General features: G+C 75.8%; 14 protein-coding genes. 8 read left to right on the top strand and 6 right to left on the bottom strand.

What is annotated here, in order from left to right:
* Nucleotides 1–133: 133 nt before the first annotated feature.
* Nucleotides 134–1,117 (top strand): aldo/keto reductase, encoded by a 984-nt coding sequence (locus ACFV0G_RS21840; RefSeq protein WP_380550253.1) that lies wholly within the window; start codon nt 134–136, stop codon nt 1,115–1,117.
* Nucleotides 1,118–1,215: 98 nt separating this feature from the next.
* Nucleotides 1,216–1,779: a pyridoxamine 5'-phosphate oxidase family protein gene (locus ACFV0G_RS21835; protein ID WP_380550250.1), complete on the top strand. Its 564-nt coding sequence runs from the start codon at nt 1,216–1,218 to the stop codon at nt 1,777–1,779.
* Nucleotides 1,780–1,800: 21 nt separating this feature from the next.
* Here ACFV0G_RS21835 and ACFV0G_RS21830 read toward each other — a convergent pair whose 3' ends face one another.
* From ACFV0G_RS21830 to ACFV0G_RS21815, 4 genes are all read right to left on the bottom strand, one after another.
* Nucleotides 1,801–3,369: an APC family permease gene (locus tag ACFV0G_RS21830; RefSeq protein ID WP_380550247.1), complete on the bottom strand. Its 1,569-nt coding sequence runs from the start codon at nt 3,367–3,369 to the stop codon at nt 1,801–1,803.
* A gap of 135 nt (nt 3,370–3,504) precedes the next feature.
* Nucleotides 3,505–3,945: an MmcQ/YjbR family DNA-binding protein gene (locus ACFV0G_RS21825; RefSeq protein ID WP_380550244.1), complete on the bottom strand. Its 441-nt coding sequence runs from the start codon at nt 3,943–3,945 to the stop codon at nt 3,505–3,507.
* Complete coding sequence (locus ACFV0G_RS21820; protein ID WP_380550240.1) at nt 3,938–4,363, bottom strand: VOC family protein; 426 nt, start codon at nt 4,361–4,363, stop codon at nt 3,938–3,940. The genes ACFV0G_RS21825 and ACFV0G_RS21820 overlap by 8 nt, the downstream gene beginning before the upstream one ends.
* 52 nt (nt 4,364–4,415) lie before the next feature.
* Complete coding sequence (locus tag ACFV0G_RS21815; protein WP_380550237.1) at nt 4,416–5,261, bottom strand: helix-turn-helix domain-containing protein; 846 nt, start codon at nt 5,259–5,261, stop codon at nt 4,416–4,418.
* A 109-nt stretch (nt 5,262–5,370) separates the two neighbouring features.
* Between ACFV0G_RS21815 and sigJ the strand changes: the two genes are divergently transcribed.
* From sigJ to ACFV0G_RS21800, 3 genes are all read left to right on the top strand, one after another.
* The gene (sigJ, locus tag ACFV0G_RS21810; protein WP_380550234.1) at nt 5,371–6,321 is read left to right on the top strand and encodes an RNA polymerase sigma factor SigJ; all 951 of its coding nucleotides are present in this window, start codon (nt 5,371–5,373) and stop codon (nt 6,319–6,321) included.
* 151 nt (nt 6,322–6,472) lie between these two features.
* Nucleotides 6,473–7,156, top strand: coding sequence for an NAD(P)-dependent oxidoreductase (locus ACFV0G_RS21805; RefSeq protein WP_380550232.1), 684 nt, complete (start codon nt 6,473–6,475; stop codon nt 7,154–7,156).
* 84 nt (nt 7,157–7,240) lie between these two features.
* Nucleotides 7,241–7,381 (top strand): hypothetical protein, encoded by a 141-nt coding sequence (locus ACFV0G_RS21800; protein WP_380550229.1) that lies wholly within the window; start codon nt 7,241–7,243, stop codon nt 7,379–7,381.
* A 17-nt stretch (nt 7,382–7,398) separates the two neighbouring features.
* On the opposite strand, the gene ACFV0G_RS21795 is transcribed toward ACFV0G_RS21800, so the two are convergent.
* Entirely contained in the window at nt 7,399–8,334 is a 936-nt protein-coding gene (locus ACFV0G_RS21795) for a lysophospholipid acyltransferase family protein (RefSeq protein ID WP_380550226.1), read from the bottom strand.
* A complete protein-coding gene (locus tag ACFV0G_RS21790; RefSeq protein WP_380550223.1) occupies nt 8,331–9,179 on the bottom strand; it encodes a GNAT family N-acetyltransferase in 849 nt (282 codons plus the stop codon). The genes ACFV0G_RS21795 and ACFV0G_RS21790 overlap by 4 nt, the downstream gene beginning before the upstream one ends.
* Before the next feature lie 366 nt (nt 9,180–9,545).
* Here ACFV0G_RS21790 and ACFV0G_RS21785 point away from each other — a divergent pair, with 366 nt between their 5' ends.
* The 3 genes from ACFV0G_RS21785 (at nt 9,546) to ACFV0G_RS21775 (ending at nt 12,842) form a co-directional block, all read left to right on the top strand.
* Nucleotides 9,546–10,766 (top strand): GAF domain-containing protein, encoded by a 1,221-nt coding sequence (locus ACFV0G_RS21785; protein WP_380550220.1) that lies wholly within the window; start codon nt 9,546–9,548, stop codon nt 10,764–10,766.
* A 163-nt stretch (nt 10,767–10,929) separates the two neighbouring features.
* Entirely contained in the window at nt 10,930–12,447 is a 1,518-nt protein-coding gene (adh, locus tag ACFV0G_RS21780) for an aldehyde dehydrogenase (protein WP_380550217.1), read from the top strand.
* Nucleotides 12,447–12,842 carry a DUF779 domain-containing protein gene (locus tag ACFV0G_RS21775; protein WP_380550214.1) on the top strand — a complete coding sequence of 132 codons (396 nt, stop codon included), beginning with the start codon at nt 12,447–12,449 and terminating at the stop codon, nt 12,840–12,842. The genes adh and ACFV0G_RS21775 overlap by 1 nt, the downstream gene beginning before the upstream one ends.
* Nucleotides 12,843–12,900 lie beyond the last annotated feature (58 nt).

Below are 12,900 nucleotides of genomic sequence, written 5' to 3'. Positions count from 1 at the left end.
GCCCGCGCCCCCCGCCGCCGCGGAGGGGCTGCGGCCGCGGCCCCGCGGCGCCCCGGCCGGATGAGGCCCGGCCGGACTCGCGGGGGCCGCCCCCCTCGCGCCCGGCCGGTCGGGCGGATGAGAGGCTCGCCGTATGGAACAGCGCGTGCTCGGCCGTACCGGCCGTCCGGTCTCCGTCGTCGGCCTCGGCACCTGGCAGCTCGGTGCGGACTGGGGTGACGTCCGGGAGGAGGACGCGCTCGCCGTCCTCGACGCCGCCGTGGAGTCCGGGGTGACCCTCTTCGACACCGCCGACGTGTACGGCGACGGCCGCAGCGAGCAGCTGATCGGCCGTTACCTGAGCGGGCGTCCGGACGCCGGGGTGTTCGTCGCCACCAAGTTCGGCCGCCGGGCCGAGCAGCGGCCCGAGCACTACAACCTCGCCAACTTCCGCTCCTGGGCGGACCGTTCGCGCCGCAACCTGGGCACCGACCGGCTCGACCTGGTGCAGCTGCACTGCCCGCCGACCCCGGTGTACTCCTCCGACGAGGTCTTCGACGCGCTCGACACCCTGGTCGCCGAGGAGCGGATCGCCGCGTACGGGGTCAGTGTGGAGACCTGCGCCGAGGCGTTGACCGCGATCGCCCGGCCGGGCACGGCCAGTGTGCAGATCATCCTCAACGCGTTCCGGCTGAAGCCGCTGGAGCAGGTGCTGCCGGCCGCGGCGGCCGCCGGGGTGGGCATCCTCGCCCGCGTCCCGCTCGCCTCCGGCCTGCTGAGCGGCCGGTACACCGCGGACACCGTCTTCCCCGCCGACGACCACCGTACCTACAACCGGCACGGCGAGGCCTTCGACCAGGGCGAGACCTTCTCCGGCGTGGACTTCGCGACCGGCGTCGAGGCGGCCGGGGAGTTCGCCGCCCTCGCCCCCGAGGGGCTCACCCCGGCCCGCACCGCGCTGCGCTGGATCATCCAGCAGCCCGGCGTCACCACCGTCATCCCCGGCGCCCGCAACCCCTCCCAGGCCCGCGCCAACGCCGCGGCCGCCGCGCTGCCGCCGCTGCCGCCGGCCACCCTGGCGGGCGTCCGCGACCTCTACGACCGCCGGATCCGCGCCCAGGTCCACGACCGCTGGTGACCGGCCCCGGGCCGCCCTCGGGCCGCGGACGGGCCCGGGGCCTACGCTGGCAGCGGGGCGGTGCGCCCGGCTGCCGCCCGCGGTGAGGAGGCGGCGCGATGACCGAGCCGACGGCCGACCGGCCGCACATGCCCGGGTACGGGATCCTGCCCGCGGACGAGGGCGGCGGCCTGCTGCCCTGGGAGTGGGCGCGGCAGCAGCTGGCCGCCTCGCACGACTACTGGGTGTCCTCGGTCCGCGAGGACGGCCGGCCGCACGTGATGCCGGTCTGGGGGGTCTGGCTGGACGGCGCGCTCTGGTTCAGCAGCAGCCTGCAGTCCCGCAAGATCCACAATCTGGCGCAGCGGCCGGACTGCGTGGTCACCACCGACGACGCCCGCGACCCGGTGATCCTGGAGGGGCGGGCCGAGCGGACGGCCGACCGGCCGGCGATCGCCGCGTTCCTCGCCGCGCTCAACGCCAAGTACCGGACTGCCTACGGCCTCGACTTCCTCGACCCGGCGGTCAACGCCACCGTCCGGGTCCGCCCGGTGCAGGCGATCGGGCTGCTGCACACCGACTTCCGCGGCTCGCCGACCCGGTGGCACTTCCCGGACGGCACGGCGGCCGACCGGGACGACCCGGGCGGCGCAGCCGGTCCGGCCGGCGCCGACGCGCCCTGACCGGCCCGGCCGCCGCGCTGCTCAGGACGCCGGCGCGTCCGCCGGGTCCGCCGCGCTGACCGGCACGTCCGGGTGCCGGAACCACGAGCCCTGCACCGCCCACTGCACCAGCATCAGCAGGAAGCCCAGCACCAGCGCGCCGATGCCGATCACGGTCACGCCGCCGGTCTCGCCGAAGATCGGCAGATCGATAGAGGTGGAGCCGTAGTTCGGGTCCGCGTACACGTCGAACGCGCCGTAGCAGAAGAAGTACAGCAGCATCAGGCCGCCGAGCAGCGGCAGCAGGCCCTTGAAGATGAAGTCCCGGGCGCTGCGGGTCAGCACCCGGCGGTAGTACCAGACGCAGGCGAAGCCGGTCAGGCCGTAGTAGAAGGCGATGCCCAGGCCCACCGAGGCGATCGAGTCGGCCAGCACGTTGCCGCTGATCGCGGTGAGCAGGACGTAGAACGCGATGGAGACGACGCCCATGCCGATCGTCGACCAGGTCGGCGTCTGGTGCCGCGGGTGGACCTTCGCGAACGCGGTCGGGATCGCCCGGTGTGCTCCCATCGAGAAGCTCGTCCGCGCGGTCGGCAGGATCGTGGTCTGGGTGGACGCCGCGGACGAGGTCAGCACCATGAAGATCAGCAGTTTGCTCAGGAACCCGCCGAACCCGCTCGTGCCGAACACCGCATCGCCCAGCCCGGACAGCACGTCGCCCGCGTTGTCGGCGTTGCCTAGCCCGATGCCCTTGTCGCCGACACCGGCGAAGGCCTGCGCGGAGGTCGCCACCAGGACGTAGATGAGCAGCAGCAGGACCGTCGAGATCACCGCCGCCCGGCCCGGCGTGCGGGCCGAGTCCGCGGTCTCCTCGTTGACCGACACCGCGGTGTCCCAGCCCCAGTAGATGAACACCGCGGACAGGATGCCGGCGGTGAACGCGGTGGCCGACGACACCTCGAACGGGTTGAACCACGAGCCGCTGACGTGGATCGCGGTCGACGGCGGACTCGACCCGTACACCTTCACCAGCGCCGTCACCGACAGCAGCACCAGCATCACGACCTCGATCGCCAGCAGCCAGCGCTGCAGCGCCGCCGACAGCTCGATGCCGATGTAGCAGATCAGCGTCATGACGATGATCCACACCACGCCGGCCAGGGTCGTCCACGTCGTGGAGTTGGACAGCGAGTCCAGCCCGAACAGCCGGAAGCCGTAGATGCCGGCGATCTGCGCCAGGTTCGCCATCACGATGATGTCGGCGACGATGATGCCCCAGCCGCCCATCCACCCCGTCCGCGGGCCGAAGGCCCGGGCCGCCCAGGTGAACGTGGTGCCGCAGTCCGGGTCGGAGGCGTTCAGCTCCTTGTAGGAGTAGGCGATCAGCAGCATCGGGATGAACGCCAGCACCGTGATGATCGGCGCCTGCAGCCCCACCCCGGCCACGATCAGGCCGAGCGTCGCGGCCAGGCTGTACGCGGGGGCGGTGGAGGCCAGTCCGATGGCGACCGACGAGACCAGGCCGAGCGCGCCCGTCTTGAGCCCCTTCTCGCCGGCACCCGAACCGGTCGCCAGAGGGGTGTCGCCCGGGGCCGGGCTACTGGGGGGCATCGCCACCTGACCCACCCCCTTCTCTCCTGCCAGGAGGACGTAGTGGGGGGCCGCAAGGGCCCTAAGTGGGCACCATCGTACGCCGCGGACCGCCACCCTTCTCGGCGCCAGGAACGCCTCTCACCTGCGATGACGTCATTCGCTGGGCCGTTCGGCGGTATCACCGACGGCGCGCCGCAGGTCCGCGGCCTCCGCGCGCAGCCGGGCCGGCGCGACCAGCAGCCAGGCGTCCAGCAGCAGGTCCTCGACCTGCTGCCAGTCCACCGGCACGTCCAGGTACACCCCGATCCAGCCGCGCCCGCCCACGTACGGGGGACGGAAGAACCGGGCCGGGTCGGCGGCCACCAGGTGGTCCTGGACCCCGGCCGGGGCGGCCGCCCAGAACGCCGTCCGGTCGTCGTGGTGGCGGTCCGCAGTGGTCGCGAACATCGCCCGCCCGGCGACGAACCAGGCCGCCTCGCCGTGGCTCGGCCGCTCCGTGCAGTGCGGCAGCGCCAGGCACAGCGCCCGCAGCCGGTCGAAATCCGCGGCCGGCCCCGGCGGTCCGGCGGCCGGCCGGGGCCGGCCCTCAGCCACGGCGCGGCTCACCCCGGTAGGTGCCGAAGTACCACCGGTTGCCCTCCGGGTCGCGCGCGGCGAAGTCCCGCGACCCGTAGTCGGTCTCGTGCAGCCCGTCGGTGATCCGGGCACCCGCCGCCACCGCCCGCGCGTGCACCCCGTCCGGGTCGGCCGTCACCACGTACGCGCTGAACATCCCCGGCGGCGTGGGGCCCTCGTCCGCCGGCCCGCCCTCCCGGACGGAGCCCAGCATCACCCCGCCGCCCTCCGGCCACGACAGCTCCGCATGGTGCACCAGGTCGCCCTCGCCGTACAGCGCCGTCTCCTCGAAGCCGAACGCCTCCACCAGGAAGGCGATCAGCCCGCGCGCGTCGTTCGCCCGCAGCGTCGGCCACACCTGCGGCGGCGGCGCCGCGTCCTGCCCGGTCCCGCTCATCACGTCCACCTCCGGATCCGCCCGGGCCGCCGCCTGCCGGCCGCCCGCACGGTCAGACTGCACCGGCCGCGGCCGGCACGGCTTGGACGAATCGGAACTCCTCCGCCAACCACACGCTCGGCGCAACACCCGCCAGCCGGCGGAACTCCCGCGCCAGGTGCGCCTGGTCGAAGTAGCCGCAGGCCGCCGCCAGCTCGGCCAGCCGGCCGCCGCCCGCGGCCGCCGCCATCCGCCGCGCCCGGTCGAACCGGACCACCCGCGCCGCCTCCTTCGGCGACAGCCCGGTCTCGGTCCGGAACCGCGCAGCGAGGTGCCGCTGGCTCCACCCGACCTCCGCCGCCAGCGCCGACACCGGCACCAGCCCGCCGCTGCGCCGCAGCAGCCGCCACGCCTCCCGCACCTCCGGCGGCGGCTCCGGGCCGCTGCGCACGGCCCGGGCCAGCACGGCGTCCAGCACCGCGAACCGGGCCGGCCAGTCGGGCGCCGCCAGCAGCCGCTCCCGCACCTCGCCCGCCAGCGGCCCCAGCAGGGTCCGGGCCGGCAGGTCCAGGCCCGCCAGCTCGCCCGCCGGCAGCCCCAGCAGGGCCCGTGCAGCCAGCGGGTCCAGCGCCACCTGCACCCCCGACTGCCGGCCCGGGTGGGTGATCAGCGCCGGCGCCGTGTGCAGCCCGCCCACCAGCGCGTCGTACGTCGCCGGACCGCGCCCCTCCTCCGGGTGCATCGCCACCGTCAGCGGATCGTCCAGGGTGAAGATCAGCGTCAGGTACGGGGAGGGCAGCCCACGATGGCGGCCCGGCGCCAGCCCGGCCTGTCGGTACCCGGAGTACCAGGCCGCCCGGCCGGCCATCGGCCCGGCCGGGCGCACCAGCGCGCTCTCGTCGACCACCGTCGCGTCCACACCGGCCAGTATCGTCCGGCTGTGGCGCCGCTCACATCCCGCGGGCCCGATGTCACACCCGGACCCCCGCGGACGCTCTGGGTTGGCGACCGCGAAAGGAGGCGCCACGATGAACGGCACCGGCGCGACCGAACCCCCGGCCGGCCCCCGGGACCCCGACGAGGACCCGGCGACCCGGCTCTTCACCGACCACCGCGAGCTGCTCTTCTCGATCGTCTACAACATGCTCGGCAGCGTCGCCGACACCGAGGACGTGCTCCAGGAGACCTGGCTCGCCTGGGCCGGCCGGGAGAGCGACCCGGGCCTCACGCCGGTCGAGAGCCCCCGCGCGTACCTGGTGCGCATCGCGGTCAACAAGGCGCTCGCCCGGCGCACCGCCGTCAGCCGCCGCCGCGAGAGCTACGTCGGGCCCTGGCTGCCCGAACCGCTGGTCAGCGGACTCGACCCGGCCGAGGCCCCGGTCAGCACCGCCGACCTCGCCGAGCAGGCCGAGTCGGTGTCGATGGCCCTGCTGGTCGTGCTGGAGACGCTCACCCCGCTGGAGCGGGCGGTCTTCGTGCTGCACGAGGTGTTCGGCTACGCCCACCCCGAGATCGCCGCCATCCTGGACCGCTCCCCGGCCGCCGTCCGCCAGGTCGCCCACCGCGCCCGCGAGCACGTGCAGGCGCGGCGCCCCCGCTACCGCACCGACCCGCGGCTGCGCCGCCAGGTCACCGAGCGGTTCGCGGCCGCGGTCGGCGGCGGCGACCTCAAGGCGCTGATGGAGCTGCTGGCGCCCGAGGTCACGCTCTGGGCGGACGGCGGCGGCAAGGCGATCGCGGCCGGCCTGCGCCCGGTGCACGGCCGGGAGCGGGTCGCCCGGCTGCTCGCCACCGGCCCGGCCCGGGCCGGCACTGCGCTGGAGGTCCGCTGGGCCTGGGCCAACGGCGACCCGTCGGCGCTGCTGTTCCGCGGCGACACCCCGTTCGGCGTGCTCGTCGTCGAGCTCACCCCGGACGGCGGCCAGGTCGCCGGCATCTACTTCGTCACCAACCCCGACAAGCTCTCCCGGGTCGGCTGAGGCCCGGCCCGCACCCCGCACGCCCGTCCTCGGCCCACGGGCCGCCCGACGACCTGACGATGCGTCAGATCTTGACGGGTGCGGCCAGGTTCACTGCCGACACGGTCGCCGGCCTGCCCCGGCGGACCGCCGCTCTCCCGTAGGAGGAACCGTGAAACTCACCGTCTTCGCCGCCACCGGCGGCATCGGCCGCCTGATCCTCGACCAGGCGCTGGCCGCCGGCCACGACGTCACCGCCGTCGTCCGCAACCCGGACCGCCTGAACGCGGACGGCCGCCCGCCGGAGCGCGTCCGGGTCGTCCGGGCCGACCTCGCGGACGCCGACCCGCAGGTGCTGGAGTCCGCCGTCGCGGGCGCCGACGCCGTACTGTCCGGGCTGGGCGCCCGGTCCAGCGCGGAGGCCGGCGTCGCGCTGCACGGCACCGCGGCGATGATCCGCGCCATGGACGCCACCGGCGTCCGCCGGATCGTCGTGGTCAGCGCCGCCCCGATCGGCACGGTGGCCACCCCCGCCCGCCCCGCGCCGCCGCGCCACGACCCCGGCGACGGCTTCCTGATGCGGAACCTGCTCAACCCGATGGTCAAGCGGATCCTCGCGGCCCACTACGCCGACCTGGCACGGATGGAGGAGGCCGTGCTCGCCAGCGGGCTCGACTGGACGGTCGTCCGGCCGCCCAGGCTCACCGACCGGCCCGGCACCGGCCGCTACCGGACGGAGGTCGGCCGCAACGTCCGCGGCGGCTGGTCCATCCCGCGCGCCGACGTGGCTCGGCACATGCTGCGGGTGCTGGACGAGCAGGAGACCGTCCGCCGGATCGTCTCGATCGCCGCCTGAGCGGCCCGCCCGTCCCGTTCCTGCCCCGCCCCGTACGGCCGGCCGGGTCGCCTCCGGCCGGCCCCGCCCTCCCCGGAGCCCGACGTGCCCGCTCTCCACCTCGTCCTCGTCCTGCTCTGCGCCGCCGCCGACACCGCCTCGGCCGTGTTCGACGTCGTCGGGTACGAGCCGATCCCGGCCGGCACGGCCGGCATGGCCGCGGCCGGGTACGCGGGCCCCGGGTGAGACCTGCCGGCGCCGGGTCAGGCCGAACGGGCCGGCAGGCGGACCCGCCGCCGGGCCTGCACCGGCACCGCCGCGGCGGTCCGCACCGGCTCGGGCACCGGCGCCTGCGTCGCCAAAGTGGACCGCACCGCCCGCTGCGCGGCCAGCGCCAGCTCCCGCCGGCCCGGATGGCGGCCCGCCGGGATCGCCGGCAGCAGGACCACCTCGGCCACCAGGCCCCGGCTCGCCACCACCCGGCCGATCGAGGGCAGCAGGGCGTCGTCGCCGACGAACGCCGCCGCCGTGGCCGGCCCGCCGTCCGCGGCCGTGTAGCGGATCGCCACCGGCTCGACGGCCGCACCGACCCGCACGGCGGCCTCGAACAGGGCCGGCCGGAACCGTCCGCCGCCCCGCCCGCACCAGGTGCTGCCCTCCGGGAAGGCCGACACCCGCTCGCCGCGGCGCAGCGCCGCCGCGACCTCCTCGACCGTGCCCGGCAGCGACCGCAGCCGGTCCCGGTCCAGGAACACCGTGCCGCCCCAGGCCGCCAGCGGGCCGACCAGCGGCCAGCCGCGTACCTCCGTCTTGGCCAGCATCAGGCCCGGCCGGACGGCCAGCAGCAGCAGGATGTCCAGCCACGACACATGGTTGGACACCAGCAGCGGCCCCGGCCCTCCCGCAGCCCCGGCGGGCGCCGTGGAGGGGCCGTCCGCAGGGCCGCCGGCCACCGCCAGCCGCACCCCGAACGAGCGCAGCATCACCCGCGCCCACCCGCGGACCGCCCGCAGCCGCACCTCCCGCCCGCGCGGCCCCACCGTGCAGCACCGCACCAGCGGGGCCAGCACGACGCCCGCGACCAGCAGCAGCGCGCACCCCGCGCAGCGCAGCCCCCGCAGGGCGGCGCCCACCGGCGGGCCCGCCGGCGCCACGCAGTCCTCCGGGGTGCACGGCGCGGTGGGCAGCCAGCCGCTCACGATCCCGCCCCGGCGGACAGGAAGTGCCGCAGGTAGCGGGGGTCGGTCCGCTCCAGCGACAGCAGCACGTACAGGTCGGCCACCCCGAAGTCCGGGTCGTACGCCGGCTCGCCGCACACCCAGGCGCCGAGCCGCAGGTAGCCGCGGAGCAGCGGCGGCATCGCGCTGCGGGCCGTCCGCTCGGGCCGGGCGACCGCACTGTGGTCCCAGGGGCGCAGCGGGCGCACCCGGTACTCCGCGGGGGCCAGGTGCCGGGCCACGACCGCGTCCCGGACCCCGGCGGCCGCGGTGCCGCCGTCCGCCAGCGGGACGGAGCAGCAGCCGGCCACCCAGGTGTTGCCGGTCGAGGCCAGGTAGCGGGCGATGCCGCCCCACATCAGGTTGATCACCGCGCCGCTGCCGCGGTGGTCGGGGTGGATGCAGGAGCGGCCGACCTCCACCAGACCCGGCCGCAGGGCGGCCAGCGCCGACAGGTCGAACTCGGTGTCCGAGTACAGCCGCCCGGCCCGCCGCGCGCCCTCGGGGCGCAGCAGCCGGTAGGTGCCGACCACCTCGCCGGTCAGGTTCTCCCGGACCAGCAGGTGGTCGCAGAAGGCGTCGAACGGGTCGGCGTCCAGACCGGGCAGCGGGCTGTCCAGGACGGCGCCCATCTCCCCGGCGAAGACCCGGTGGCGCAGCCGCTGCGCGGCCCGCACCCCGGCCTCGTCGTCGGCCAGCGCGATGCTGTACCCGGTCGGCGCCGGGGGCGCCCCGGCGGGCGCGGCGGGCGCGGGGACGGCCGGCCCGGCGTGGGCGCGGCCGGCTGCTGCGGGGGAGTGGACCGTACGGGCGGGGGCAGTGGTCATGGCGGACTCTCCTGGTCGTGGACGGGCCGCGTGCGCTCGTGCCGCGGTCCGGCCCGGGCGGCCGTCAGGCTCATGACGGGTCACCCGTATGTGTTCCGTCCCGGACCGGCGGCGAGGTGGCCGTCCGACGGAGCGCAGATGTGAACCGGCTGAACGCCTGGCGCGGGCCCCCTCCCGGGCGCCCCACCGGCCCCGCCGGCCCGCCGCGTGCGCGGTACGAACGGCCCAGCACCGGGCCCGTTCCACGGCGCCGTCCGGCCACGACGGATCCGGACGGGTAGCGGCGGCGCCGGGCGGGGAAGGACAGCCGTGCGGCCGCGACGGCCGGGGCGGCCGGCCAGCGGCGGCGGCCGGGAAGGACCTTCCGTGCACAGTGATCTCCGCCGGCGCCGGGTGGCGCTCGAGAACGCGTGGTCCCAGTGGGTGCCCGCCCCCGCGACCCGCCCCGCCGAAGCCGGGCTGCGCCCCGAGGTCGCCGACTCCTGGCTCCGCTCGCGGCCGACCGTCGACCCGGGCCGCACCTTCGCCCCGTCCGGCGAGGGCGGCGCGCCCGACCGCTGGGCGCGCTCCCCGCTGCGCGCCCCCGTCGACCGGCTGGCCGGCGAACTGCGCAGCATCGCCGACGACGCCGGCTTCGTCGCGGCCGTCACCGACGAGACCGGCACCATCCTGTGGACCTGCGGCGGCCGCGTCATGCGGCGCCGCGCCGAACAGGTCAACTTCGCCCCCGGCGGCCGCTGGGACGAGCCGGCCATGGGCACCAACGCGCTCTCCCTCGCCCTGCGCACCGGCCGCCCCAGCACGGTGTTCTCCGCCGAGCACCTGGTCTCCGCCCTGCACGGCTGGGTCTGCTACTGCGCGCCGATCCGCCACCCCGACGGCCGGATCCTCGGCACCCTCGACCTCTCCACCACCTGGGACCGCTCGCACCCGCTCGCCCTGTCCACCGTCCGCGGCCTGGTCGCCGCGATCGAGGCCGGGATCGGGCCGGACACCGGCCGCCCCGCCGCACCCGCCGGGCCGCCGGCCGTCCGGCTCAGCTGCCTCGGCCGGGCCGCGGCCACTCGTGGCGGCACCCCGCTCGACCTCCCACCGCGCCGGCTGGAGATCCTCACCCTGCTCGCCCTGGAGCCGGCAGGCTTCTCCGCGGAGGGGCTGCGCAGCGCCCTCTACGGCGACCGGCCGGTCGCGCCGGCCACCGTGAAGGCCGAGATCTCCCACCTGCGGCGCGCCCTCGGCGGCGCGGTCGCGGCCCGCCGCTACCGGCTCACCGAGCCCGTCGACTGCGACGCCCTCACCGTGCTGCGCGCCCTGGAGCGCGGTGACACGGCGGCCGCCCTCGGGCACTACACCGGCCCGCTGCTGCCGCACTCGGACGCTCCCGGCGTGGTCGAGCGCCGGGAGTTCCTGGAGGTCGCCGTCCGCGCCGCGGTGCTGGCCGGCCCCGACCCGGACGCCGCGCTGCGCTACGGCGGGCTCGCCCCGTACGACACCGAGGTGCACGAGCACGCGGTGCGGCTGCTGCCGCCCGGCGACGGCCGCCGGGCGATCGCCCTGGGACGGCTGCACGCGGCGCAGCGCGACTGACGCGCCCGTCGCCCGCCGGGCGCCCCCTGGGCGCGGCCGTGCGCCCCCTCGTCGCGTGTCGCCAACCTTCCGCCAACCCCCAGGGGTGAGAGTGACCCCCGTTCGGCGGCGGTGGACGACCGCCGGACGCCCCCGCACGCGTCTTTCGACGAGGAGAGCCGCCATGGTGTACGCGCAGCCCGGATCCGAGGGCAGCATCGTCAGCTTCGCCCAGCGCTACGACAACTTCATCGGAGGCAAGTGGGTCGCCCCGGTGGAGGGGCGCTACTTCGAGAACCCCTCGCCGGTGACCGGCGCGACCTTCTGCCGGGTCGCCCGCTCCTCCGCGGCCGACGTCGACCTCGCCCTGGACGCCGCGCACAACGCGGCCGACGCCTGGGGCCGCACCTCCGCCGCCGAGCGCGCCCGGATCCTCAACCGGATCGCCGACCGCATCGAGCAGAACATCGAGACCCTCGCCGTCGCGGAGACCTGGGAGAACGGCAAGCCCGTCCGCGAGACGCTGGCCGCCGACCTGCCGCTCGCCGTCGACCACTTCCGCTACTTCGCGGGCGCGCTGCGCGCCCAGGAGGGCAGCATCGCCCAGGTCGACGACGACACCGTCGCGTACCACTTCCACGAGCCGCTCGGCGTGGTCGCCCAGATCATCCCGTGGAACTTCCCGATCCTGATGGCCGCGTGGAAGCTCGCCCCGGCCCTCGCGGCCGGCAACTGCGTGGTGCTCAAGCCCGCCGAGCAGACCCCGGTGTCGATCCTGCTGGTCGTCGAGCTCATCGCGGACCTGCTGCCGCCCGGCGTCCTCAACGTCGTCAACGGCTTCGGCGTCGAGGCCGGCAAGCCGCTCGCCTCCAGCCCCCGCGTCGCCAAGGTCGCGTTCACCGGCGAGACCACCACCGGCCGGCTGATCATGCAGTACGCCAGCGAGAACATCATCCCGGTCACCCTGGAACTCGGCGGCAAGAGCCCGAACATCTTCCTGCCGGACGTCATGCACGCCGACGACGACTACCTCGACAAGGCCGTCGAGGGCTTCGTGATGTTCGCCCTGAACCAGGGCGAGGTCTGCACCTGCCCGTCCCGGGCGCTCGTCCACTCGTCGATCTACGACGAGTTCATGGCCCGCTGCGTCCAGCGCACCCGGGCGATCACCTCCGGGAACCCGCTCGACCCGGCCACCATGATCGGCGCCCAGGCGAGCAACGACCAGTACGAGAAGATCCTCTCCTACCTGGAGATCGGCCGGCAGGAGGGCGCCGAGGTGCTCACCGGCGGCGGTCCGCGTACCGTGCCCGGCCTGGAGGGCGGCTACTACATCGAGCCGACGATCTTCCGTGGCACCAACGACATGCGGATCTTCCAGGAGGAGATCTTCGGCCCGGTGGTCGCCGTCACCACGTACGACACCGTCGAGGAGGCCCTGCACCTGGCCAACGACACCCTCTACGGCCTCGGTGCCGGCGTCTGGACCCGCGACGGCAACACCGCCTACCGGCTGGGTCGCGAGATCAAGGCCGGCCGGGTGTGGACCAACTGCTACCACGCGTACCCGGCGCACGCCGCGTTCGGCGGGTACAAGAAGTCCGGCATCGGGCGGGAGACCCACAAGATGATGCTCGACCACTACCAGCAGACCAAGAACCTCCTGGTCAGCTACTCCGCGCAGAAGCTCGGCTTCTTCTGATGCAGGCCGCCAGGGTCGCCCTGACGCCTGCGGCCGAGGACCTGCTGAGCGTCCTGGTGGCCGTGCACGGGCCGGTGATGTTCCACCAGTCCGGCGGCTGCTGCGACGGCAGTGCCCCGATGTGCTACCCGCGCGGCGAGTTCCGGGTCGGGGCCGCGGACGTCCTGCTCGCCCGGTTCCCGGACGGCACGCCGTTCTGGATGAGCGCCGACCAGTTCGCGTACTGGTCGCACACCCATCTGACGGTGGACGTCGTCCCGGGTCGGGGCAGCGGCTTCTCGCTGGAGGCCCCGGAGGGCGTGCGGTTCCTGATCCGGTCGCGGCTGTTCAGCGACGCGGAGGCGGAGGCGCTCGCCGCCGAGGGGCCGCCGCCGACCGGGGTCACCGCGACGTAGGCCCCGGCGGGGCCCGCACGGCCGGTCGTCCGTGACCCGTTCGGACGACCGGCCGCGC

The sequence above is a fragment of the Kitasatospora sp. NPDC059571 genome (genome assembly GCF_042735675.1).
Lineage (GTDB): Bacteria > Actinomycetota > Actinomycetes > Streptomycetales > Streptomycetaceae > Kitasatospora.
The sequence above is the reverse complement of the archived record's forward strand: the minus strand, read 5'-3'. Positions and strand labels throughout refer to the sequence as shown.

Excerpts from the sequence above, each read along its gene's own strand:
- adh (WP_380550217.1), top strand. The coding sequence starts at position 10,930 with ATGGTGTACGCGCAGCCCGGATCCGAGGGCAGCATCGTCAGCTTCGCC.
- ACFV0G_RS21840 (WP_380550253.1), top strand. The coding sequence starts at position 134 with ATGGAACAGCGCGTGCTCGGCCGTACCGGCCGTCCGGTCTCCGTCGTC.
- sigJ (WP_380550234.1), top strand. The coding sequence starts at position 5,371 with ATGAACGGCACCGGCGCGACCGAACCCCCGGCCGGCCCCCGGGACCCC.
- ACFV0G_RS21790 (WP_380550223.1), bottom strand. The coding sequence starts at position 9,179 with ATGACCACTGCCCCCGCCCGTACGGTCCACTCCCCCGCAGCAGCCGGC.
- ACFV0G_RS21775 (WP_380550214.1), top strand. The coding sequence starts at position 12,447 with ATGCAGGCCGCCAGGGTCGCCCTGACGCCTGCGGCCGAGGACCTGCTG.
- ACFV0G_RS21835 (WP_380550250.1), top strand. The coding sequence starts at position 1,216 with ATGACCGAGCCGACGGCCGACCGGCCGCACATGCCCGGGTACGGGATC.
- ACFV0G_RS21820 (WP_380550240.1), bottom strand. The coding sequence starts at position 4,363 with ATGAGCGGGACCGGGCAGGACGCGGCGCCGCCGCCGCAGGTGTGGCCG.
- ACFV0G_RS21830 (WP_380550247.1), bottom strand. The coding sequence starts at position 3,369 with ATGCCCCCCAGTAGCCCGGCCCCGGGCGACACCCCTCTGGCGACCGGT.